At 61.4% G+C, this 24,493-nt stretch carries 15 protein-coding genes; 10 read left to right on the plus strand and 5 right to left on the minus strand.

Features of this window, described 5'->3' with window-relative positions; genetic code table 11:
* Nucleotides 1–135 precede the first annotated feature (135 nt).
* Genes nuoG through nuoN form a run of 8 tightly spaced genes read left to right on the plus strand, consistent with a single transcriptional unit; the run spans nt 136 to nt 10,141 of the window.
* Nucleotides 136–2,850, plus strand: a complete 2,715-nt coding sequence (nuoG, locus tag ABWL43_RS17320) for an NADH-quinone oxidoreductase subunit NuoG (protein WP_242199461.1) — start codon at nt 136–138, stop codon at nt 2,848–2,850.
* Nucleotides 2,847–3,854, plus strand: coding sequence for an NADH-quinone oxidoreductase subunit NuoH (gene nuoH / locus ABWL43_RS17325; protein WP_053256843.1), 1,008 nt, complete (start codon nt 2,847–2,849; stop codon nt 3,852–3,854). Before nuoG ends, nuoH begins: the two co-directional genes overlap by 4 nt.
* Before the next feature lie 11 nt (nt 3,855–3,865).
* On the plus strand, nt 3,866–4,414 hold the full coding sequence (gene nuoI / locus ABWL43_RS17330) for an NADH-quinone oxidoreductase subunit NuoI (protein WP_003174725.1): 549 nt from the start codon (nt 3,866–3,868) through the stop codon (nt 4,412–4,414).
* 9 nt (nt 4,415–4,423) lie between these two features.
* Nucleotides 4,424–4,927, plus strand: a complete 504-nt coding sequence (gene nuoJ, locus ABWL43_RS17335) for an NADH-quinone oxidoreductase subunit J (protein WP_017137519.1) — start codon at nt 4,424–4,426, stop codon at nt 4,925–4,927.
* A 2-nt stretch (nt 4,928–4,929) separates the two neighbouring features.
* The gene (gene nuoK / locus ABWL43_RS17340) at nt 4,930–5,238 is read left to right on the plus strand and encodes an NADH-quinone oxidoreductase subunit NuoK (RefSeq protein ID WP_003219560.1); all 309 of its coding nucleotides are present in this window, start codon (nt 4,930–4,932) and stop codon (nt 5,236–5,238) included.
* Nucleotides 5,235–7,088 (plus strand): NADH-quinone oxidoreductase subunit L, encoded by a 1,854-nt coding sequence (gene nuoL, locus ABWL43_RS17345; RefSeq protein WP_404483274.1) that lies wholly within the window; start codon nt 5,235–5,237, stop codon nt 7,086–7,088. The genes nuoK and nuoL overlap by 4 nt, the downstream gene beginning before the upstream one ends.
* 49 nt (nt 7,089–7,137) lie before the next feature.
* A complete protein-coding gene (gene nuoM / locus ABWL43_RS17350; protein WP_106579875.1) occupies nt 7,138–8,670 on the plus strand; it encodes an NADH-quinone oxidoreductase subunit M in 1,533 nt (510 codons plus the stop codon).
* 7 nt (nt 8,671–8,677) lie between these two features.
* Nucleotides 8,678–10,141 (plus strand): NADH-quinone oxidoreductase subunit NuoN, encoded by a 1,464-nt coding sequence (gene nuoN / locus ABWL43_RS17355; protein WP_145164678.1) that lies wholly within the window; start codon nt 8,678–8,680, stop codon nt 10,139–10,141.
* A 1,482-nt stretch (nt 10,142–11,623) separates the two neighbouring features.
* Here nuoN and ABWL43_RS17360 read toward each other — a convergent pair.
* Both ABWL43_RS17360 and ABWL43_RS17365 read right to left on the minus strand, forming a co-directional pair.
* A complete protein-coding gene (locus ABWL43_RS17360; protein WP_145166145.1) occupies nt 11,624–14,257 on the minus strand; it encodes an MGH1-like glycoside hydrolase domain-containing protein in 2,634 nt (877 codons plus the stop codon).
* 146 nt (nt 14,258–14,403) lie between these two features.
* Nucleotides 14,404–15,813, minus strand: coding sequence for an OprD family outer membrane porin (locus ABWL43_RS17365; protein ID WP_404483277.1), 1,410 nt, complete (start codon nt 15,811–15,813; stop codon nt 14,404–14,406).
* Nucleotides 15,814–16,103: 290 nt separating this feature from the next.
* Between ABWL43_RS17365 and ABWL43_RS17370 the strand changes: the two genes are divergently transcribed.
* The gene (locus ABWL43_RS17370; RefSeq protein WP_242199458.1) at nt 16,104–17,480 is read left to right on the plus strand and encodes a VOC family protein; all 1,377 of its coding nucleotides are present in this window, start codon (nt 16,104–16,106) and stop codon (nt 17,478–17,480) included.
* Nucleotides 17,481–17,636: 156 nt separating this feature from the next.
* Here the strand turns inward: ABWL43_RS17370 and ABWL43_RS17375 are convergent, their stop codons facing one another.
* A complete protein-coding gene (locus tag ABWL43_RS17375; RefSeq protein ID WP_145166142.1) occupies nt 17,637–17,861 on the minus strand; it encodes a DUF465 domain-containing protein in 225 nt (74 codons plus the stop codon).
* 175 nt (nt 17,862–18,036) lie between these two features.
* On the opposite strand from ABWL43_RS17375, the gene tkt reads away from it, so the two are divergent.
* Nucleotides 18,037–20,094, plus strand: a complete 2,058-nt coding sequence (gene tkt / locus ABWL43_RS17380; protein ID WP_404483279.1) for a transketolase — start codon at nt 18,037–18,039, stop codon at nt 20,092–20,094.
* A gap of 52 nt (nt 20,095–20,146) precedes the next feature.
* Here the strand turns inward: tkt and uvrA are convergent, their stop codons facing one another.
* Nucleotides 20,147–22,666 carry an excinuclease ABC subunit UvrA gene (gene uvrA / locus ABWL43_RS17385; protein ID WP_404483281.1) on the minus strand — a complete coding sequence of 840 codons (2,520 nt, stop codon included), beginning with the start codon at nt 22,664–22,666 and terminating at the stop codon, nt 20,147–20,149.
* Nucleotides 22,667–22,674: 8 nt separating this feature from the next.
* Nucleotides 22,675–24,378 carry an ATP-binding protein gene (locus ABWL43_RS17390; RefSeq protein ID WP_262207385.1) on the minus strand — a complete coding sequence of 568 codons (1,704 nt, stop codon included), beginning with the start codon at nt 24,376–24,378 and terminating at the stop codon, nt 22,675–22,677.
* Nucleotides 24,379–24,493 lie beyond the last annotated feature (115 nt).

Consider the following 24,493-nt stretch of genomic DNA (forward strand, 5'->3'; position numbering starts at 1 on the left):
CGCTTAAAAAGGCGAAGGGCCCGTGCTCTTCGCTTTCTCATGTGCTGACGCCTTTATGGCTGTGTAGATGCACATGAATAACAAGATTCCATTAGCCACGCCCGCTGACAACGGGCCAACGAAGAACTTTGAACCATGGCCACTATCCACGTAGACGGCAAAGCGCTCGAAGTCGATGGGGCAGACAACCTGTTACAGGCATGTCTCTCACTAGGCCTCGACATCCCTTATTTCTGCTGGCACCCAGCCCTTGGTAGCGTTGGTGCTTGCCGCCAGTGTGCGGTCAAGCAGTACACCGACGAGAACGACACCCGTGGTCGTATCGTCATGTCCTGCATGACGCCAGCCACCGACAACACCTGGATCTCCATCGAAGATGAAGAATCCAAGGCGTTCCGCGCCAGCGTTGTCGAATGGCTGATGACCAACCACCCCCACGACTGCCCGGTCTGTGAGGAAGGCGGTCACTGCCACCTGCAAGACATGACGGTGATGACCGGCCACAACGAGCGCCGTTATCGCTTCACCAAGCGTACCCACCAGAACCAGGACCTCGGCCCGTTCATTTCTCACGAAATGAACCGCTGCATCGCCTGCTACCGGTGCGTACGCTTCTATAAAGACTACGCCGGCGGCACCGACCTGGGCGTATTCGGCGCTCACGACAACGTGTACTTCGGTCGCGTTGAAGATGGCGTGCTCGAAAGCGAGTTCTCCGGCAACCTCACCGAGGTCTGCCCGACCGGTGTGTTCACCGACAAGACTCACTCCGAGCGCTACAACCGTAAGTGGGACATGCAATTCTCGCCGAGCATCTGCCATGGCTGCTCCAGCGGTTGCAACATTTCCCCGGGCGAGCGTTACGGCGAACTGCGTCGCATCGAAAACCGCTTCAACGGTTCGGTCAACCAGTACTTCCTGTGTGACCGTGGCCGTTTCGGCTATGGCTACGTCAACCGCGAAGACCGCCCGCGCCAGCCGCTGCTGGCCGATGGCGCCAAGCTGAGCCTGGACGATGCGCTGGATAAAGCCGCCGAGCTGCTGCGCGGCCGCAACATCGTCGGTATCGGTTCGCCACGCGCCAGCCTCGAAAGCAACTACGCGTTGCGCGAGTTGGTCGGCGCCGAGCACTTCTACTGCGGTATCGAAGCCGCTGAGCTGGAGCGCATTCGCCTGGTCCTGCAAGTGCTGAACGACAGCCCGTTGCCGGTGCCGAACATGCGTGACATCGAAGACCACGACGCGATCTTCGTGCTCGGTGAAGACCTGACCCAGACCGCCGCGCGTATCGCGCTGTCGCTGCGTCAGTCGGTCAAAGGCAAAGCCGAAGACATGGCCGATGCCATGCGCGTTCAGCCTTGGCTCGACGCTGCGGTGAAAAACATCGGCCAGCACGCGCTGAACCCACTGTTTATCGCAAGCCTTGCTGAAACCAAGCTCGACGACATCGCCGAAGAATGCGTCCACGCCGCACCTGACGACCTGGCCCGCATCGGTTTCGCCGTGGCTCACGCCCTGGACGCCAGCGCGCCTGCCGTCGAAGGCCTGGACACCGAAGCCGGTGAACTGGCCCAGCGCATCGCCGACGCCCTGCTGGCCGCCAAGCGTCCATTGATCATTGCCGGCACCTCGCTGGGTTCCAAAGCACTGATCGAAGCGGCTGCCAACATCGCCAAAGCCTTGAAGCTGCGCGACAAGAACGGTTCCATCAGCCTGGTCGTGCCGGAAGCCAACAGCCTCGGCCTGGCCATGCTCGGCGGCGAGTCCCTGGACGCCGCGCTGCAAGCCGTGACTGACGGTCAAGCCGACGCCATCGTGGTACTGGAAAACGACCTGTACACCCGCACGGATTCGGCCAAGGTCGACGCCGCGCTGGATGCGGCCAAAGTGCTGATCGTTGCCGACCACCAGAAGACCGCCACCAGCGAACGTGCCGACCTGGTGCTGCCCGCCGCCACCTTCGCCGAAGGCGACGGTACGCTGGTCAGCCAGGAAGGCCGCGCTCAGCGCTTCTTCCAGGTATTCGATCCGAAATACATGGACGCCAGCATCCTGGTTCACGAAGGCTGGCGCTGGCTGCATGCCCTGCGCGCCACCCTGCTGAACCAGCCGATCGACTGGACCCAGCTTGACCACGTCACCGCAGCGGCCGCCGCAAGCGCCCCGCAGCTTGCACGTATCGTTGATGCTGCACCGTCTGCCTCGTTCCGCATCAAGGGCTTGAAACTGGCCCGTGAACCGCTGCGTTACTCCGGTCGTACCGCCATGCGCGCCGACATCAGCGTGCACGAACCGCGCACACCGCAAGACCCTGACACCGCGTTCGCCTTCTCCATGGAAGGTTACTCGGGTTCGGTCGAGCCACGTCAGCAGGTGCCGTTTGCCTGGTCGCCGGGCTGGAACTCGCCACAGGCCTGGAACAAGTTCCAGGACGAAGTGGGTGGTCACATCCGTGCTGGCGACCCGGGCACGCGCCTGATCGAAAGCACCGGTGACTCGCTGAACTGGTTCACCGCCGTACCGCGTCCGTTCAACCCGGCCCAGGGCACCTGGCAGGTTGTGCCGTTCTTCCACCTGTTCGGCAGCGAAGAGACCTCTTCCAAAGCCGCACCGGTTCAGGAGCGCATCCCGGCCGCTTACGTGTCCGTGGCCAAATCCGAAGCCGACCGCCTGGGCGTCAACGACGGTGCCCTGCTCAGCCTGAACGTCGGTGGCAAGACTCTGCGTCTGCCGCTGCGCATCAATGACGAGTTGGGCGCGGGCCTGGTTGCACTGCCTAAAGGCCTTGCAGGCATTCCGCCTGCGATCTTTGGCCAAACCGTTGACGGTCTGCAGGAGGCAGCGCAATGACCTGGTTCACCCCTGAAGTGATCGACGTGATCATCTCGGTCGTCAAGGCCATCGTGATCCTGTTGGCCGTGGTCGTTGCGGGCGCCCTGCTCAGCTTCGTCGAACGTCGCCTGCTGGGCTGGTGGCAGGACCGTTACGGTCCTAACCGCGTTGGCCCATTCGGCATGTTCCAGATCGCTGCCGACATGCTCAAAATGTTCTTCAAGGAAGACTGGACCCCGCCGTTTGCCGACAAGGTGATCTTCACCCTGGCACCGGTCGTGGCCATGAGCGCCTTGCTGATTGCCTTCGCCGTTATCCCGATCACCCCGACCTGGGGCGTCGCGGACCTGAACATCGGCTTGCTGTTCTTCTTCGCCATGGCCGGTCTGTCGGTCTACGCGGTGCTGTTCGCCGGTTGGTCGAGTAACAACAAGTTCGCCCTGCTGGGCAGCTTGCGGGCTTCGGCCCAGACCGTGTCTTACGAAGTGTTCATGGGCCTGGCGCTGATGGGCATCGTGGTGCAGGTCGGCTCGTTCAACATGCGCGACATCGTCGAGTACCAGGCGCAGAACCTGTGGTTCATCATTCCGCAGTTCTTTGGCTTCTGTACCTTCTTCATCGCTGGCGTCGCCGTGACTCACCGTCACCCGTTCGACCAGCCGGAAGCGGAACAGGAACTGGCCGACGGTTACCACATTGAATACGCCGGCATGAAATGGGGCATGTTCTTCGTCGGTGAATACATCGGCATCATCTTGATCTCGGCATTGCTGGTCACGCTGTTCTTCGGCGGCTGGCACGGCCCGTTCAACATCCTGCCGCAACTGGCGTTCTTCTGGTTCTTCTTGAAGACGGCGTTCTTCATCATGCTGTTCATCCTGCTGCGCGCTTCTATTCCGCGCCCACGCTATGACCAGGTGATGGATTTCAGCTGGAGATTCTGCCTGCCGCTGACCCTGATCAATTTGCTGGTGACGGCTGCTGTTGTGTTGTTGAACACGCCAGCCGGCGCGGTTCAGTGAGGATTTGACCCATGTTCAAATATATTGGCGACATCGTTAAGGGTACCGGTACCCAGTTGCGAAGCCTGGTGATGGTTTTCGGCCATGGCTTTCGCAAACGCGACACCCTGCAATACCCGGAAGAAGCGGTGTACCTGCCGCCGCGCTATCGCGGCCGTATCGTGCTGACCCGCGACCCCGATGGCGAAGAGCGTTGCGTAGCCTGCAACCTGTGCGCCGTGGCGTGCCCGGTGGGTTGCATCTCCCTGCAGAAAGCTGAAACCGAAGACGGTCGCTGGTACCCGGACTTCTTCCGCATCAACTTCTCGCGCTGCATTTTCTGCGGCCTCTGCGAGGAAGCTTGCCCGACCACCGCGATCCAGCTGACACCGGATTTCGAGATGGCCGAGTTCAAACGTCAGGACCTGGTGTACGAGAAAGAAGATCTGCTGATCTCTGGTCCCGGTAAAAACCCTGATTACAACTTCTATCGTGTTGCAGGTATGGCCGTTGCCGGTAAGCCGAAGGGCGCCGCACAAAACGAAGCCGAGCCGATCAACGTGAAGAGCTTGCTGCCTTAAGGAAGAAAGATGGAATTCGCTTTCTATTTCGCGTCGGGTATTGCAGTGGTGTCCACGCTTCGCGTGATCACCAACACCAACCCCGTGCACGCCCTGCTCTACCTGATCATTTCGCTGATCGCCGTGGCCATGACCTTCTTCAGCCTCGGCGCGCCGTTCGCCGGTGTCCTGGAAGTGATCGCCTACGCCGGCGCCATCATGGTGCTGTTCGTGTTTGTGGTGATGATGCTCAACCTGGGGCCGGCTTCGGTCGCCCAGGAACGCGTCTGGCTCAAGCCCGGCATTTGGCTTGGCCCGGTCATCCTCGCAGCGCTGCTGCTGGGTGAACTGCTGTATGTCTTGTTCGCTCACCAGAGCGGCCAGGCCATCGGCCACACCACCGTAGACGCCAAAGCCGTGGGCGTCAGCCTGTTCGGCCCGTACCTGCTGGTGGTCGAACTGGCTTCGATGCTGCTGCTCGCTGCAGCCATCACCGCCTTCCACTTGGGCCGCAACGAAGCCAAGGAGCAATGACGATGCCTGCTATCCCTTTGGAGCATGGTCTGGCGGTCGCCGGCATCCTGTTCTGCCTTGGCCTGGTCGGCCTGATGGTTCGCCGTAACATTTTGTTCGTGTTGATGAGCCTGGAAATCATGATGAACGCTGCGGCACTGGCCTTCATCGTGGCGGGTAGCCGTTGGGGCCAGCCGGATGGACAAGTCATGTTCATTCTGGTGATCAGCCTGGCAGCCGCCGAGGCCAGTATTGGCCTGGCGATCCTGCTGCAACTGTATCGTCGCTTCCACACGCTTGATATCGACGCTGCCAGTGAGATGCGCGGATGAACATAATCTTTCTGACTTTCGTATTTCCCCTGATCGGTTTCCTGCTGCTGTCGTTCTCCCGTGGACGCTGGTCGGAAAACCTGTCTGCCCTGATCGGTGTGGGTTCCATTGGCCTGTCGGCAATTGTCGCCGCCTACGTCATCTGGCAATTCAACGTGGCACCGCCCGAAGGCGGCCACTACACCCTGGTCCTGTGGCAGTGGATGTCGGTTGAGGGCTTCAAGCCCAACTTCGCGATCTACATCGACGGCCTGTCGATCACCATGCTCGGCGTGGTGGTGGGTGTGGGCTTCCTGATCCACCTGTTCGCGTCCTGGTACATGCGCGGTGAAGCGGGCTACTCGCGCTTCTTCTCGTACACCAACCTGTTTATCGCCAGCATGCTGTTCCTGGTGCTGGGCGATAACCTGTTGTTCCTGTACTTCGGCTGGGAAGGCGTGGGCCTGTGCTCGTACCTGTTGATCGGTTTCTACTACAGCAACCGCAACAACGGTAACGCGGCACTCAAGGCGTTCATCGTTACCCGCATTGGCGACGTGTTCATGGCCATCGGCCTGTTCATCCTGTTCCAACAAGTGGGCACGCTGAACATCCAGGAACTGCTGGTGCTGGCGCCGCAGAAATTCCAGGTCGGTGATTTCTGGATCACCCTGGCGACCCTGATGCTGCTGGGTGGCGCGGTCGGTAAATCTGCGCAGCTGCCGCTGCAAACCTGGCTGGCGGACGCGATGGCCGGCCCTACCCCGGTTTCGGCACTGATCCACGCCGCAACCATGGTGACCGCCGGTGTCTACCTGATTGCCCGTACCCACGGCCTGTTCACCCTGGCGCCAGAGATTCTGCATCTGGTGGGCCTGGTGGGTGGCGTGACCCTGGTACTGGCAGGTTTTGCTGCCCTGGTTCAGACCGACATCAAGCGTATCCTCGCCTACTCGACCATGAGCCAGATCGGCTACATGTTCCTGGCCCTGGGCGTGGGTGCCTGGGACGGCGCGATCTTCCACCTGATGACCCACGCCTTCTTCAAGGCCCTGCTGTTCCTTGCTTCCGGTGCGGTGATCGTTGCCTGCCACCACGAGCAGAACATCTTCAAGATGGGCGGCCTGTGGAAGAAACTGCCGTTGGCCTACGCCAGCTTCATCGTCGGCGGCGCGGCCTTGTCGGCCCTGCCACTGGTGACCGCAGGTTTCTACTCGAAAGACGAAATCCTCTGGGAAGCCTTTGCCAGCGGTAACCACGGCCTGCTGTACGCCGGCCTGGTGGGTGCGTTCATGACCTCGCTGTACACCTTCCGCCTGATCTTCATCACCTTCCACGGTGAAGCCAAGACTGAAGCCCACGCAGGCCACGGCATTTCCCACTGGCTGCCACTGTCGGTGCTGATCATCCTGTCGACCTTCGTCGGCGCCATGATCACCCCGCCACTGGCCGGCGTACTGCCGCAAAGCGCTGGCCATGCCGGCGGCGCTGCCAAGCACAGCCTTGAAATCGCCTCCGGCGCCATCGCCATCGCCGGTATCCTGCTGGCGGCGCTGCTGTTCCTGGGCAAGCGTCGTTTCGTGACGGCGGTTGCCAACAGCGGCATTGGCCGTTTCCTGTCGGCCTGGTGGTTCGCCGCCTGGGGCTTCGACTGGATCTACGACAAACTGTTCGTCAAGCCTTACCTTGCGATCAGCCATGTACTGCGCAAAGACCCGCTCGACCAGACCATCGGTTTGATCCCGCGTGCCGCCAAGGCCGGTCACACCGCCCTGAGCCGCAGCGAGACTGGCCAACTGCGTTGGTATGCAGCTTCCATGGCCGTCGGTGCCGTGCTGGTGATCGGCGCCATCGTTGTGGTAGCGGTCTGACTATGAACATTGCGTACTTTGCGAACTTGCGAAAGGAAACGAGCCCGTCATGATTCTGCCCTGGCTAATCCTGATCCCCTTTATCGGCGGCCTGCTCTGCTGGATGGGTGAACGCTTCGGCGCCACCCTCCCCCGCTGGATTGCGTTGCTGACCATGTCCCTGGAACTCGCACTCGGCCTCTGGCTGTGGGCGCATGGCGACTATTCATTTGCTCCGGCACCGGGTGTCGATCCCACCTTCGCGCTTGAATTCAAGCACGTGTGGATCCAGCGCTTCGGCATCAATGTGCACCTGGCCCTCGACGGCCTGTCGCTGTTGATGATCCTGCTGACCGGCCTGCTGGGTATCCTCTCGGTACTCTGCTCCTGGAAAGAAATTCAGCGTCACGTGGGCTTCTTCCACTTGAACCTGATGTGGATTCTGGGCGGCGTTGTCGGCGTGTTCCTGGCGCTGGACCTGTTCATGTTCTTCTTCTTCTGGGAAATGATGCTGGTGCCGATGTACTTCCTCATCGCGCTCTGGGGTCACAGTTCTTCGGACGGCAAGAAAACCCGGATCTACGCGGCGACCAAGTTCTTCATCTTCACCCAGGCTTCCGGCCTGATCATGTTGGTGGCGATCCTGGGTCTGGTACTGGTCAACTTCAACAACACCGGCGTGATTACCTTCAACTACGCCGACCTGTTGAAAACCAAGATGTCGCTGACCACCGAGTACATCCTGATGCTGGGCTTCTTCATCGCGTTCGCGGTGAAGCTGCCGGTGGTGCCGTTCCACTCCTGGCTGCCTGACGCGCACGCCCAGGCGCCGACCGCAGGTTCTGTGGACCTGGCCGGTATCCTGCTGAAAACCGCTGCGTACGGCCTGCTGCGTTTCGCCCTGCCGCTGTTCCCGAATGCTTCGGCCGAGTTTGCGCCGATCGCCATGACCCTGGGTCTGATCGGGATCTTCTACGGTGCGTTCCTGGCCTTCGCACAAACCGACATCAAGCGTCTGATTGCCTTCTCGTCCGTTTCCCACATGGGCTTCGTACTGATCGGCATCTACTCCGGCAGCCAACTGGCGCTGCAAGGCGCAGTGATCCAGATGTTGGCCCACGGTGTTTCGGCCGCTGCCCTCTTTATCCTGAGTGGTCAGCTGTACGAGCGCCTGCACACCCGTGACATGCGTGAAATGGGTGGCGTGTGGTCGCGCATCGCGTACCTGCCGGCGATCAGCCTGTTCTTTGCCGCCGCGTCCCTGGGCCTACCGGGCACCGGTAACTTCATCGGCGAGTTCCTGATCCTGATGGGTTCGTTCGTGCACACGCCGTGGATCAGCGCCATCGCTACCTCCGGCCTGGTATTCGGTTCGGTCTACTCGCTGATCATGATCCACCGTGCGTACTTCGGTCCGGCCAAGTCCGACACCGTCCTGCACGGCATGGATGCTCGCGAACTGATCATGGTGCTCGGCCTTGCGGTGCTGCTGATCTACATCGGCGTGTACCCGCAACCGTTCCTGGACACTTCTGCCGCGACGATGCATGGCGTGCAGCAGTGGTTCGGCACCGCCTTCACTCAACTCGCTTCGGCACGGTAAGAGCGCTATGGAATTCACGATCCAACACTTTATCGCGCTTGCGCCGCTGCTGATCACCAGCCTCACCATTGTGGTGGTGATGCTGGCGATCGCCTGGCGCCGCAATCACTCGCAAACGTTCCTGCTGTCCTGTGCCGGTTTGAACCTGGCCCTGCTGTCGATTATCCCGGCACTCAAGGTTGCGCCACTGGCGGTCACCCCGCTGATGATGATCGATGACTTCGCGCTGCTGTATATCGCGTTGATCCTCGTCGCCACCCTGGCGTGCGTGACCCTCGCCCACGCCTACCTCGGCGAAGGCGGCACGGGCTACCCGGGCAACAAGGAAGAGCTGTACCTGCTGATCCTGCTGGCTGCGGCCGGCGGTATCGTGCTGGTCAGCGCGCAGCACCTGGCCGGTTTGTTCATCGGCCTGGAGCTGCTGTCGATCCCGACTTACGGCCTGGTGGCCTACGCCTTCTTCAACAAGCGCTCCCTGGAAGCCGGCATCAAGTACATGGTGCTGTCGGCCGCCGGTTCCGCGTTCCTGTTGTTCGGTATGGCCCTGCTCTACGCAGAAGCCGGCAGCCTGAGCTTCACCGGTATCGGTCACGCCCTGGCCGCCAGCAACAGCCCGGCGCCGATCGCCCAACTGGGCCTGGCGATGATGCTGATCGGCCTGGCGTTCAAGCTGTCCCTGGTGCCTTTCCACCTGTGGACCCCGGACGTGTACGAAGGCGCCCCGGCGCCGGTGGCGGCGTTCCTGGCCACGGCCTCCAAGGTTGCGGTGTTTGCGGTGATGGTGCGTCTGTTCCAGATCTCGCCTGCTGCCAACACCGGCGTGCTGAGCAACGTGCTGACCGTGATCGCCATTGCGTCGATCCTGTTCGGTAACCTGCTGGCCCTGACCCAGAACAACCTCAAGCGTCTGCTCGGTTATTCGTCCATCGCCCACTTCGGCTACCTGCTGATCGCCCTGGTGGCGAGCAAAGGCCTGGCCGTGGAAGCCATCGGCGTGTACCTGGTCACCTACGTCATCACCAGCCTCGGCGCGTTCGGTGTGATCACACTGATGTCCTCGCCGTACAAAGGCCGTGATGCCGATGCCCTGTACGAATACCGCGGCCTGTTCTGGCGCCGTCCGTACCTGACTGCCGTGCTCACCGTGATGATGCTGTCGCTGGCCGGTATCCCGCTGACCGCAGGCTTTATCGGTAAGTTCTACATCGTCGCGACCGGTGTCCAAGCCCACGAATGGTGGTTGGTGGCGTCCCTAGTGCTGGGTAGCGCCATCGGCGTGTTCTACTACCTGCGCGTGATGGTCACCCTGTACCTGATCGAGCCAAACCTGCGCCGTGTGGACGCCGAGCTGCACTGGGAACAGAAAGCCGGTGGCGTGATGCTGCTGGCTATCGCCCTGCTCGCGTTCTTCCTGGGTGTGTACCCACAACCATTGCTCACCCTGGTGCAGCACGCGGTACTGGGCGTTTGATCGCTTAGGACTATGCAGTAAACAGAACGGCGCCTTCGGGCGCCGTTTTTGCGTTCTGGGGGAATGTATTGGGCAAGGTGTCTCTTGGTACCTATCCGTTATTTGGGTTAGGGCCGGTCGCGGCTAAACCGGCGTCCCGCCGGTTTACCCGCTCCGTACTACCTGCGTTCGGCCAGCGTGGTTTAACGGGGCGCCTAAGATCAAAGTCAAAAGCAGATCAAGATCAAAAGCAGAGCACGGCGGCCTGACAGCCGACCTGATCCTTGAAGCTGAACCCAATTCCAATGTGGGAGCTGGCTTGCCTGCGATGGCATCTACTGGCAACGCCTGATACACCGAGTTGTCTGCATCGCAGGCAAGCCAGCTCTCACAGAAAAGCAAAGCAGTGCGGTGCTGGCAGATGTACTCGGTTGGAGTGGTTAGATCAAAAGCAAGGCCGAGACGGCCTGGCAGCCGACCTGATCCTGGAGGCCGAACTCAATCAAATGTGGGAGCTGGCTTGCCTGCGATGGCATCTACTGGTTATGCCTGATACACCGAGTTTTCTGCATCGCAGGCAAGCCAGCTCCCACAGAAAAGCAAAGCAGTACGGTGCTGGCAGATGTACTCGGTTGGAGTGGTTAGATCAAAAGCAAGGCCGAGACGGCCTGGCAGCCGACCTGATCCTGGAGGCCGAACTCAATCAAATGTGGGAGCTGGCTTGCCTGCGATGGCATCTACTGGTTATGCCTGATACACCGAGTTGTCTGCATCGCAGGCAAGCCAGCTCCCACAGAAAAGCAAAGCAGTGCGGTGCTGGCAGATGCACTCGGTCGACTTGTGGGAGCGGGCTTGCTCGCGAAGGCGTTGTGTCAGTGACACATGAGCTGGCTGACCCACCGCCTTCGCGAGCAAGCCCGCTCCCACATTTGGATTTCAGTACATCAGGTAGATGTGCTTTTGCCCTGCTCGCTTGCAGTGCTTTTATCCACTTCCAATCACGGAAAATTCCGCTTCCGTTTGCTGCCGCGTCCGGTATCTCCCCGTTAAGGGCCGCCGTATGGTGGTTGCGTTTTAGGAAAGTTCCCACAGCCAGGTCACTCGACCGAGTGCGCGCGGGCCAACAAACTATACGCTGACAAATCAAGCTCCGACAGGTTCGGGGCGGTTGGCTAGTATCTAGCGGCCGCCAAGCATCTCGGCAACGGTCTCGCTGCCCGGCAACCCCTCAACCCACCCACACCGATGGCGCCACGCGCGGTGAACCCTCAGTCCAGAACAGCGAGTGGCTCGCGAGGGCCAACGGATCAATCCACCCACGCAGTTGCGACATGCTGTAGGCCAAGCTGACGATTCCGTTTGCCTTGTGAGGCGTCGGGTCGTTGGATAAATCCGCTTGTTGAGCAGGGGGCACCTAAGCTCAAGATCAACCGCCCAGCCGAGGCAGCCTGCCCTTCCAATCGTGATCCGAGACGCCCCGTGCGCCCAGCCATGGAGCGTGCCCTAACGAGGCTGCAACAGCAGCGCCACCAACGCACTCCAGCCCGTCTGGTGCGAGGCGCCCAGGCCGCGCCCGGTCTCCCCGTGAAAATACTCATGAAACAGCACCAGATCACGACTGGCCGGGTCCGCTTCCAGCTGCGCATACCCCGCCATCGATGGACGCAGCCCGTCCTCATCCCTCAGAAACAATCGCGTCAGACGCTGACTGAGGCCGTCTGCAACTTCTTCAAGGGACGCCAGATAACCACTCCCCGTCGGGTACTCCACCGAGAAGTTGTCCGCGTAGTACCGATGAAACTCGCGCAACGATTCGATCAGCATGTAGTTCACCGGCATCCACAAGGGCCCGCGCCAATTCGAATTGCCGCCGTACAACCGTGAGTCCGACTCGCCCGGCTGGTAACGCGCGCACAAGGTGTCGCCGTTCATCTTCAGCGCCAGTGGCTCCTGGGCAAACGCCTTGGACAAGGACCGCACACCAAAGCCTGACAGAAACTCCTGGTCATCCAGCATGCGGCGCAACAAATCCTTGGTCCGTTCGCCACGCAACAGCGCCAGCAACAGGCGATTGCCCTGCCCCGGCTCGTTCCAGCGCGACACCAACTTGGCCAAGTCCGGTCGGTGATGCATGAACCCCAGCAGCCGCTCACGCAAGCCTTCCAGGCCTTCATGTTCGCGCTGCTCCAGCACCAGCACGGCAAACAAGGGCATCAGGCCGACGATGGAACGCAAGCGCACCGGTTCGTTCTGGCCGTCGGGGCGGTGCAGCACATCGTAGAAGAACAGATCCTGCTCATCCCACAGCCCTTCGGCGCTGTCGTCGACGCGGTTGATGGCGCCGGCGATGTACAGGAAGTGCTCGAAAAACTTCACCGCAATATCGACGTACACCACATTGCGCTTTGCCAGCTCCAGCCCGATCCGCATCAGGTCCAGCGCGTAGGCCGCGACCCACGCCGTGCCGTCGGCCTGATCCAGCTGGTAACCCGGCGGCAAGGTCGCCGAGCGGTCGAACAAGGCAATGTTGTCCAGGCCCAGGAACCCGCCCTGGAACAGGTTGCGGCCTTCGGCATCCTTGCGGTTGACCCACCAGGAAAAATTCAACAGCAGTTTGTGGAAAATCCGCTCAAGAAAATCCATGTCGCCGACACCCGTCAACGCCTTGTCCTGCTGATACACCCGCCAACTGGCCCAGGCATGCACCGGCGGGTTGGCATCGTCAAAACGCCATTCATACGCCGGCAGTTGGCCGTTGGGGTGCATGAAGCGGTCCTTCACCAACAGCAGCAACTGCTGCTTGGCATACCCGGGATCAATCAGCGCAATCGCCACCGCCTGGAAGCCCTGGTCCCAGGAGGCGTACCACGGGTATTCCCAGGTGTCGGGCATGGAGAGGATGTCGAAGTTGGACAGGTGCCGCCAATGGGTATTGCGGATGTGCAGGCGCTCCGGCGGTGGCGCCGGTTGGGCAGGGTCGCCGTCGAGCCACTGGTTCACGTCGAAATAGTAGAGCTGTTTGGACCACAGCAAACCCGCCAGGGCCTGGCGCTGCACATTGCGCGCGTCCGCATCGGAGATGCCGTGTTGCAAGGCTGCGTAGAACTGATCGGCTTCCTCGCGGCGCTGTTCGAACAGCTTGCGCGCGTTGATCTGGGGCGCATCGGTGGGCGCAAACCGCAGGTACAGGATTTTGCTTTCCAGGCCCGCCAGTTCGAGGATGAAACGTGCGGCGACCTTGGTGCCCGCATCGCGGCGAATCGCCGACTGCACGCCAGCCACCACGTAATCGTTGATGCCATCCTTGAACGGCCCGGGTGCCGGCTGCCCGTCCAGGCGCTGATAGTTGCTCTCGTTTTCGCAGAACAGCCACTCCACGCCGTCCTGGCCCCAGGCGCTGAGGTGGCGATCGGAAAGCTCGTGATGACGGGCCAGCACCTGTTCGCCGTCCAGGCGCAACTGCGGCTTGGGCGCATCCAGGGTCCAGCTCCAGTCATTGCGCGCCCACACCTGGGGCAGCACCTGCAGGCGCGTCGGCTGGTCCGAGCGGTTATGCACGGTGACGCGCATGAAAATATCGTCGGGCTGATGCTTGGCGTATTCGACGCTGACATCGCAGTAGCGGTTGTCTTCGAACACGCCCGTGTCGAGGATTTCGTACTCGGCATCCGCTAGCCCACGGCGCGCGTTCTCGGTGGTCAGGTCGGCATAGGGAAAGGCCGCATGCGGGTATTTGTAGAGCATGCGCATGTAGGCATGGCTGGGTACACCGTCGACGAAAAAGTACAGTTCCTTGACGTCTTCACCGTGGTTGCCCTCGGCGTTATTCAAGCCGAACAACCGTTCCTTGAGGATTGCGTCGCGCTCGTTCCACAGCGCCAGGCCCAGGCACCAGCGTTGCGCCTTGTCGCTGAAACCGGCCAGGCCATCTTCGCCCCAGCGATAGGCGCGGCTGCGCGCGTGGTCATGCGGGAAGTAGGCCCAGGCATCGCCGTCTGCGCTGTAGTCTTCGCGCACCGTGCCCCATTGGCGTTCACTCAAGTACGGGCCCCACTCGCGCCAACGCTCGGCCTCTGGCGTCGCCAGGCGCTGGCCTTCAATCGTTTCAAGGATGTTGGTTACGGGTGCGGCCGTCATTGGGTCCTCCATCACTGACACAGTGACGGGCAGTGTAGAACCCATCCACGCTCGGATGCACATGAAGTCTCCTCCACCCAGGCAAAAAAAGAGGCCGCTGATCAGGCGGCCTCGGTTTTTTCAACGCGGTAAAAGTGCGAGCGTGCTTAGAAGATCGCGTAGGTGTAGTTGAAGATCAGGCGGGTTTGATCCTGATCCGCAGTGCCGGTGTTGTGACCGTGATAAGTACCGGTCCGGAAGGTGGTGCCGAAGCCTTTGAGCGGGCCTGCCTGCACGACGTAATCCAGGCGGAAGTCGGTTTCATTTTCTTTCTGGTCAGGGCCGCCGGCGACTTTGGACTTGATGTCCGTACCGTCCAGGTAAGCCACGGAAGCTTTCAGGCCGGGTACGTAGGCCTTGAAGTCATACGAGTACTGACCGAAGTTGACTTGCTCGCCCGCACGGGAGAACTGGCCAACCACGGCGTCGGTGAACAGGTAGAAGTCGCTGCCGCCCGCGCCTTGTTGCTGTGGGTCGGCGAGGCTGCCCTGGTTGACCCAGACGAAGCCGCCGTCGTCGCTCACGCCGATGTGGCCGAGCATCAGGCTGCTGCCGCCCAGTTGGTAAGTGAACGCGGCGCTGTAGGTTTTGTTGTCCACTTCACCGGCGTGCTTGGCGTAGCCACCGTTGTTGTTGAACGCATAACCACTTTCGCCATTCTTGCCGTCGCTGGTGCTGTCGAAGTAGCGCAGGTCAGTCTTGAACGATTGGTCATTGCCCAGCGGCAATACGTGGACCAGGCCGAAATAGTTCTGTTTGTAGAAGTCTTGCAGGTTGGCGTAGTAGTACTGCAGCGTCAGGTTTTTCGCGATGGCGTTGTCGGACGAGCCGAACGGTTTGTAGTCCACACCACCGAACTTGAAGCTGTTGCTGTCGCGCGTACCGCCGGCCACACTCAGGCCTGTGGAGTTGCTGGACGCACGGCCTTCGGCCTTGTTCAGCTCACCGCCAGTGAAGGTTACGTTCGGAATGTCGCTGGAGGTGAGGATGCCGCCGTCAAAGGTCTGTGGCGCAACACGGCTGTCGTTGGAGACCAGAATAGGCAGCACCGGGGCCAAACCACCGCCGACGTGCAACTCGGTCTGGGAAATACGGAATTTCACGTTGCCGGCGGCGCGACCAAAACTGTCGGCCGGTTCTGTGCCGTTGTTCTTGGTCGGGAAGAAGCTGTTGCCGTTCCCCGCCAGGCCTGCGCCTGCGGCGTGGCCGTCGCCACCATCAAGACGCAAGGCGCCGAACGCCATGACGTCGAAACCGACACCAAGGGTGCCTTGGGTGTAGCCGGATTTGTAGTCGAAGCGCAGCAGTGTCGCAGCTTCGCGCAGATCGTTGTTGGTCCCCGAACGGTTGTCTGCGCTGTAGTACATGGTCCGCGAACTGATGGCGGCGTGGCTGTCTTCAAGAAAGCCACTGTGACCTGTGCCAGTGCCCAGAGAACCGAGCCCGAAGTCATCCGCGCAGGCGTGTTGCGCGAGCAATGCAGCGGTGATGGATAACGCCAGTGTAGAAATTTTCATGCGTGACGGCCCCTAAACATTTTTTTATGTGCGTTGTGTGCAAAACGGCGTTTTCATCCCTACAAACGTGACGATTGTTTCATGAGCACCGCAGCGCTCCTCGTGAAGAATTTGTTAGAAAAGTGCCTGTGAAAATGAAATTTCGCCGCCAGGGGTTTTTGTCATATTCACGTCATCTCATTCATTTGCAGAATGAAGTCCAGAGGATTCTTCGTTTGCAACACTGGCTCAAGCTCAACAAAATCCAGCGATAGGCCAAGTTCACGCCCCTAGCCATCAGGAATTTTTCTATGCCCACTACCGCACATGTCAGCCCCGACGACATCCGCAGAGGCTTTTCCAAAGCCATGTCCGACATGTACCGAGATGAAGTTCCGCTGTACGGGGCGCTGATGGCCCTGGTGGCCGAGACCAATAGCCGGGTGTTGGCCGGTGATTCGGGGCTTTCCCGGCAGTTGCAGCGCACGGGTGAAATCGAGCGTCTGGACATGGAACGCCACGGCGCCATTCGCCTGGGCACAGCCATGGAACTGGCAACCATCCGCCGTCTGTTTGCCGTGATGGGCATGCAGCCGGTGGGCTACTACGACCTGACGCCCGCGGGCGTGCCGGTGCATTCCACTGCGTTTCGCGCCGTGCATGAACGCTCACTGCAGGCCAGCCCGTTCCGTGTCTTTACTTCACTGCTGCGTTTGGAACTGATTGAAAACCCTGAGCTGCGCGCCTTTGCCGAAAACGCCCTGGCCAAACGCAACATTTTCACCCCGGGCGCCATGGCGTTGATCGAACAAGCGGAGCGCGACGGCGGCCTCAACGCCCAAGACGCCGATGCATTTATCCGCCAAGCCCTGGAAACCTTTCGCTGGCACCACACCGCCACGGTCACCGGCGCGCAATACCAGCAACTGAGCGACCAGCATCGCCTGATCGCCGACGTGGTTGCGTTCAAGGGCCCGCACATCAACCACCTGACCCCGCGCACCCTGGACATCGACCAGGTGCAGGCCGCCATGCCCGGCAAAGGCATCACCCCCAAGGCCGTGATCGAAGGGCCACCGCGTCGCCACTGCCCGATCCTGCTCCGCCAGACCAGCTTCAAGGCGCTGGACGAGCCGATCGCCTTTACCGACGCGAAGGGCAGCCACAGCGCGCGCTTCGGCGAAATCGAACAACGCGGCGTCGCGTTGACCCCCAAAGGCCGCGCCCTGTACGACCAGTTGCTGAACGCTGCGCGCGACGAATTGGGCGCCTTCCCGAATGAGGCCAACGCCGCGCGGTATGTGCAATTGATGGAGCAGCACTTCGAGGCCTTCCCCGACAACCACACCCAGATGCGCGAGCAAGGGCTGGCGTACTTTCGCTATTTCGTCACTGAGCAAGGCCTGGCGGCGCGCGGCCAAGCCAATCAACCGGCCACACTCCAGGCGCGCATTGCTGCCGGCCATGTGGACGTGGAACCGCTGGTGTATGAGGATTTTCTACCGGTGAGTGCGGCGGGGATCTTTCAGTCCAATCTTGGCGATGCGGCGCAGAGTCACTATGCGGCGAATTCGAACCAGGCCGAATTCGAGAAAGCACTGGGCTGCCGAACGATTGATGAGCTGAAGCTGTACAGCGAGACGCAACAGCGCTCGATGGATGAATGCATCCAGGCGCTGCAGGCATGAAATGAGAGTGCCCACCCGGCTCACCAGCGCAATCCTTGCGCCGCAACAGTCCCCAGAGCCGGGTGGGCGGTGCGCATGATAGACAGTGAAAAGCGCCCTGTCCCTCAGACAATTCTGAACAAATATGTTCGCGCCCTGTAGGAGCGCGGACTGCAACTACGCCAACTGCTGCACAATCTTGTCTTTGACCAGCAGGCGCTTCTTCTTCAATTTCTCCAGTTCTTCGTCAGCCCCGCCTGAAGACTCGAACGCCAGCACCTCCTTGTCGGCGGCGTCGTATTGCTCGAGCAGCGTGTTCAAACGGTCATCGCCCCTCCTGCGTTCGTGAACGACTTCCTTGGTCAAACCCAGATCCTGATACAGGTCGTGTTTCACTGGCATGGAGTACCTCCGCAAGTTGATCAATGGCCTACGCGTTTGAAGCTAGCCCATTGCGAGGGGTCTTGTCATGTCCGGGGTCATTACTTCCCCGTTCGTCGTAATGCGGGCGATGCGATCAAACCTTTGCCACGCCCTGCCCTCCACTGTAGATCGCCACCCGAGGGAGAACGGTTTCATGAAACACGCTGCCACTGCTGTCGACACCCAATGCATCAACACGATTCGCACCCTGGCCATGGACGCCGTGCAGAAGGCCAACTCCGGCCACCCCGGCACGCCGATGGGCCTGGCGCCAGTGGGCTACACGTTGTGGAGCCGCTTCCTGCGTTATCACCCGCAGCATCCCGACTGGCCTAACCGCGACCGTTTTGTGTTGTCAGTGGGGCACGCGTCAATGCTGCTGTATTCGCTGCTGCACCTGGCCGGTGTGGTGGAGATTGATGCTCACGGCAAGCGCTCCGGCCAGCCGGCAATCAGCCTGGACGATATCAAGCAGTTCCGGCAGATGAGTTCCAAGACCCCGGGCCATCCTGAATACCGGATGACCACCGGCGTTGAAACCACCACCGGCCCCCTTGGCCAGGGGTGCGCCAACAGTGTCGGCATGGCCATGGCCGAGCGTTGGCTGGGCCAGCGTTTCAACCGCGACGGCAGCGTACTGTTCGATTACAGCGTCTACAACCTGTGCGGCGACGGCGACATGATGGAAGGCATCAGCAGCGAAGCGGCCTCGATTGCCGGGCACCTGAAGCTGGACAACCTGTGCTGGATCTACGACAACAACACCATCAGCATCGAGGGCCATACCGAACTGGCATTCAGTGAAGATGTGATCAAGCGCTTCCAGGCCTACGGCTGGCACACCCTGCACGTCACCGATGCCAATGATTTGCAGGCCTTGAGCAGCGCCCTGGAAACCTTCAAGGCCAACACCGGCGCACCGACCCTGATCGTGGTCGACAGCGTGATCGGCTACGGCTCGCCACACAAACACAACACCGCCGCCGCCCATGGCGAACCGCTGGGTGCTGATGAGATCCGTCTGACCAAGGCTGCCTACGGCTGGCCCGAGGATTCCAGCTTCCTGGTGCCCGACGAGGTCCGCACCGTGCTGCGCGATGCGCTGCTTGAACGCAGCCAGCCGCAGTATGAAGAATGGACCCGCCACGTGTCGCAGCTGGAAAAGTACGAACCGGAACTGGCCGATGAACTGCGCCGCATGCGCGCAGGCGAAATGCCCGAGCATTGGCAGGATGAGCTGCCCAGCTTCGACACCGACGCCAAAGGCGTCGCCAGCCGTGCAGCCGGTGGCGAGGTATTGAATGCCTTTGCTCAACAGGTTCCGTGGCTGCTCGGCGGCTCCGCAGACTTGTCGCCATCGACCAAGACCAACCTGACCTTTGATGGCGCCGGGCGGTTCAGTGCCGATGATTACAGCGGGCGCAACCTGCACTTCGGCATCCGCGAGCACGCCATGGGCGCGATTGCCAACGGCATGGCGCTGTCGTACCTGCGACCGTACACCTCGACTTTCCTGGTGTTCAGCGACTACATGAAACCGCCGATCCGCCTGGCGGCGATCATGGAGTTGCCGGTGGTGTTTGTGTTTACCCACGACTCGATTGGCGTCGGCGAAGATGGCCCGACGCACCAGCCCATCGAGCACCTGACGCAACTGCGCGCAACGCCGGGGTTGCTGACTCTGCGCCCCGGCGACGCCAACGAAACCCTGGAGCTGTGGAAGGTCGCACTGGCGCAGACCCATCGGCCAAGTTGTGTGGTGTTGTCGCGTCAGGCGCTGCCCACCCTGGACCGTACGAAATACGCGGCGGCGTCCGGTGCGGCCAAGGGCGCTTATGTCCTGGCGGGCGCGGATAACCCCAAAGTCCTGCTGTTGGCGACAGGCAGTGAAGTCAGCCTGGCGGTTGCGGCTTATGAGCAGTTGAAAAGCGAAGGTATTGCCGCGCAGGTGGTGTCGATGCCCAGCTGGGAACTGTTCGAAGAACAGGACCAGGCATACCGCGACAGCGTGTTGCCGCCGGCGGTGAAAGCCCGGGTCGTCGTGGAACAAGCCGGCCCGCTGGGGTGGGACCGTTACGTCGGGCAGACCGGCGCCAAAGTGGTGATGAGCACCTTTGGCGCCTCGGCACCCTTGGCCAAGCTGCAGGAAAAGTTTGGGTTTACCACAGAGAACGTGGTGAAGCTGGCCAAGGAGCAAATGGCTAACGCCTGATAAAAAATGCGCAAGCGGCTGGCCCGCTTGCGCATTTTGACCTGATTGGCAGTTAAGTCAGTTCTCGCACCAGAAACGGCGCAGTACGGCTGACCTTGCTTTTGGCCACCTTCTGCGGCGTGCCACTGGCCACCACCTTCCCGCCCTGCGTGCCGGCCCCCGGCCCGATATCGATTACCCAGTCACTCTGCGCCACGACGCGCATCTCGTGCTCCACAACCACCACCGTATGCCCCGCCTCGACCAGATGATTCAGCTGGCTGAGCAAGCGGTCCACATCGCGTGGGTGTAACCCGGTGGTAGGCTCGTCCAGGACATACAACGTGGCGCCGCGCGCATTGCGTTGCAGCTCGGTCGCCAGCTTGATGCGCTGCGCCTCACCGCCGGACAGCTCGGTGGCCGGCTGGCCCAACCGCAAATACCCCAGGCCAATATCGCGCAACACCTGCAACGAGCGCAGCACACCGGGCTGCTCGGCAAACACCGCCACCGCCTGCTCCACCGTCAGCCCCAGCACCTGGGCAATGCTCAACCCCTGCCATTTGATCGCCAGGGTCTCAGGGTTGTAGCGCGCACCGTGACAAGTCGGGCACGGCGCGTACACGCTCGGCATGAACAGCAACTCGACACTCACAAACCCCTCACCCTCGCAATTGGGGCAGCGGCCCTTGGCGACGTTGAAGGAGAACTGCCCGGCGTCATAGTGGCGCTTCTTCGCCGCCGGCGTGGCGGCGAACAGTTTGCGCACGTTGTCGAACAGCCCGGTGTAGGTCGCAAGGTTGGAGCGCGGCGTACGGCCGATGGGTTTCTGGTCCACCTGCACCAGGCGCCGGATCGACTCCAGACCCGCAGTGATACGCCCGCCGCTGGTTTGCGGGGTGTCGTCTTCCAGGCTGGGCTCTTCGTCGGCTTCCACCACACGGCCCAACCCCGCGCCCACCAGTTCCAGCAGCGCCTGGCTGACCAGGCTGGATTTGCCCGAGCCCGAAATACCCGTCACCGCCGTGAAGCATCCCAGTGGGAAGTCCACGCTCAGGTCATTGAGGTTGTTGCGCGTCACGCCTTCGAGCTTCAACCAACCGGTGGGCTCACGGCGCGCCTGGCTCGGTGGGCGCCGCTCGGCAAACAGATATTCGCGCGTCTGCGACGCCTCGATATCCGCCAGGCCCGCTGGCGGGCCGCTGTACAGCACTTGCCCGCCGTGCTCGCCGGCAGCCGGCCCCACGTCGATCAGCCAGTCGGCGCGACGCATGGTTTCCAGGTCATGCTCAACCACAAACAGCGAATTGCCTGCGGCTTTCAAACGCTCCAGCGCAGTGAACAACGCTTCGCCATCCGCCGGGTGCAGACCCGCCGATGGTTCATCCAGCACATAGATCACGCCGAACAATTGCGAGCCCAATTGCGTGGCCAGGCGCAGGCGCTGCAGCTCGCCGGATGACAACGTCGGCGTACTGCGCTCCAGGGACAGGTAGCCCAGGCCCAGCTCGATCAGGGTGCTCACGCGTTCAAGCAAATCCTCGGCGATGCGCTGGGCGGCCAGGCGTTTTTCCACCGACAGCTTCATCTTGTCCTGCCCCGCCGCCACCGGCCGCAGCAACTCGGCCAACTGCGACAGCGACAGTTGCGACAGCTCACCGATATCCACCCCGGCAAATTTCACCGACAGCGCCGCGCGGGTCAGGCGTTTGCCCTCGCACAGGGGGCAGGCGCTGCCCTGCATGAACTGCGAGACGCGCTTTTTCATCAGCGCACTTTGGGTGTGGGTGAAGGTGTGCAGGATATAGCGCCGCGCGCCGCTGAAGGTGCCCTGGTAACTGGGTTCGAGCTTGCGCTTCAAGGCCGCGCGGGTCTGTTCGGGCGTGAAGCCTGCGTACACCGGCACGGTCGGGGTTTCTTCGGTGAACAGGATCCAGTCGCGCTGCTTTTTCGGCAGGTCGCGCCAGGGAATGTCCACGTCATAGCCGAGCGTCACAAGGATGTCGCGCAGGTTCTGTCCTTGCCACGCCAACGGCCACGACGCCACCGCACGCTGGCGAATGGTCAACGACGGATCGGGCACCATCAGCGCCTCGGTCACCTCATACACCCGGCCCAGGCCATGGCACTGCGGGCACGCGCCCTGGGGCAGGTTAGGCGAAAAGTCCTCGGCGTACAGCATGGCCTGGCCCGGCGGATAACTGCCGGCACGCGAGTACAACATGCGGATCAGGCTCGACAAGGTCGTGACGCTGCCCACCGAAGAACGCGCACTCGGCGTGCCGCGCTGCTGCTGCAGGGCCACGGCCGGCGGCAGGCCTTCGATGGAATCCACATCCGGCACGCCCACCTGATCGATCAGGCGCCGTGCGTAAGGCGCTACCGATTCGAAATAGCGACGCTGGGCCTCGGCGTACACCGTGGAAAACGCCAGGGATGATTTGCCGGAGCCCGAGACGCCGGTGAACACCACCAGGGCGTCCCGCGGAATGTCGACATCGACGTTTCGCAGGTTATGTTCGCGAGCGCCGCGCACTCGCACAAAGCCAAGGTGCTGGCCGGTGACAGGAGGGATGTTGCGCTGTGAAGTCATGAAAGACCTTATCGAACAGTGAGCACGCTGCGCACCCGTTGTGTCAGGGATTCGGGGCTGTAGGGCTTGCTCAGCAGATGAATGTCGGGGCTCAGCAGATGATTGCTGGAGAGAATGTCGCGGGTGTGCCCGGAGGTGAACAGCACCGCCACCGGCGGTACCTGGGCGCGGGCCCAGTCGGCCAAGTCAGTACTTTTGACCCGGCCGGGCATGACCACGTCGGTAAAAATCAGGTCCGGCTGCACGCCGCCCTGCAGCGCTTGCATCGCGCGGTCGCCGTCTTCGGCGGTGAGCACGGTGTAGCCTGACTGCTCGAGCAATTCCACCACCGTCACCCGTACATCGACGTTGTCCTCGACCACCAGAATGGTTTCCTGGCCGCCCGCGTGCGGCACAGCCTCAACGGGGTGGCTGTCCGGGTCCTCGGCGCCGAGGCTGCGCGGAAAGTACATCTGCACCACCGTGCCCTTGCCCTCCTCGCTCCACACCTCGACATGGCCGCCGCTTTGCCGCACAAAACCAAACACCATGCTCAGGCCAAGGCCGGTGCCATGACCTTCACGCTTGGTGGTAAAGAACGGTTCGAACACCCGCGCCAGGACCGCCGACGACATGCCCACGCCGATATCCGTGACGGCCAGGCGCACATATTCGCCAGGCAGGACGCTCTTGCCCGCACAGTCGTCGGGGTTGAGGATGATGTTATCGCCGGTGATGCGGATCACGCCCTCGCCTTGCATGGCATCGCGGGCATTGATCGCCAGGTTGAGCAAGGCGTTTTCCAACTGGTTGCGGTCGACGTTGATGCACCAGGAATCCTGGGGCAATTGCACATCGATATGGATGGTTTCGCCCAACGCGCGCTGCAGTAATTCACCCAAACCTGCATAAATGCGCTGGGGGTTGTAAACAGCCGGCGACAACGGCTGGCGTCGAGCAAAGGCCAGCAGTTGCGACGACAGTTTGGCGCCGCGCTCCACCGCTGCGATGGCGGCCGTGACACGGCGCTGTACCTGGGCATTCTCGGGTTCGTGCCGGGCCAGCAGGTGCAGGTTGCCGGCGATCACTTGCAGCAGGTTATTGAAGTCGTGGGCCACGCCACCGGTCAGGCCGCCGATAGCTTCAAGTTTTTGCGACTGACGCAATTGCGCTTCGGCCGAGGAGCGCGCCTGCACTTCGGCCGCCACGCGTTGCTCCAGGTTATGCGTCAATTCCTGGCGCAAGCGCTCGGAGTTCACGTGGCCGGTGGTCTCTACCACAATCGCGAGCACACCGGCCGGTTGTTGGTCATCGCCGGCGACGGGGCTGTAGTAAAGATCCATCCAGACATCTTCCGGCTTGCCATTGCGCAGCAGCACCAGTGCCTTGTTGTTGAACGATAACGTGCCGCCCGCCAAACAGGTGTCCACGACATGCCGGTTGAACTCGGCCACTTCCGGCCAGCCCAGCTCCACGGGCGTGCCCAACAGAAACGGATGCCGGCCGCCGGCAAATATCGAGTAGCTGTCGTTGTAGATCATGTACCCAAGCCGCCCCCACAGCATCACCATCGGCATGGGGGATGCCAATAGCATCTGCACGGCGCTGACCAGACTCTTCGGCCAGGCGTGGATCGGGCCCAGGTCGGTGGTCGACCAGTCGAAGGCGCGGATCCGCTGGGCCATTTCACCGCCCCAGCCTTCGCAGCCATGGGTGTTGGATAAAAATTGCATCTATGGGCTCGTGGCGAAGAGAAGGATGGATGAGTGATGCAGTTACGCTGATAAAAACTTGGAGCCTGCCTGCAATAATTCGTTTCATTGCATATAGCTTATCCGAGAAGGCCTG

It is taken from the genome of Pseudomonas sp. HT11 (assembly GCF_044875395.1).
Classification (GTDB): domain Bacteria; phylum Pseudomonadota; class Gammaproteobacteria; order Pseudomonadales; family Pseudomonadaceae; genus Aquipseudomonas.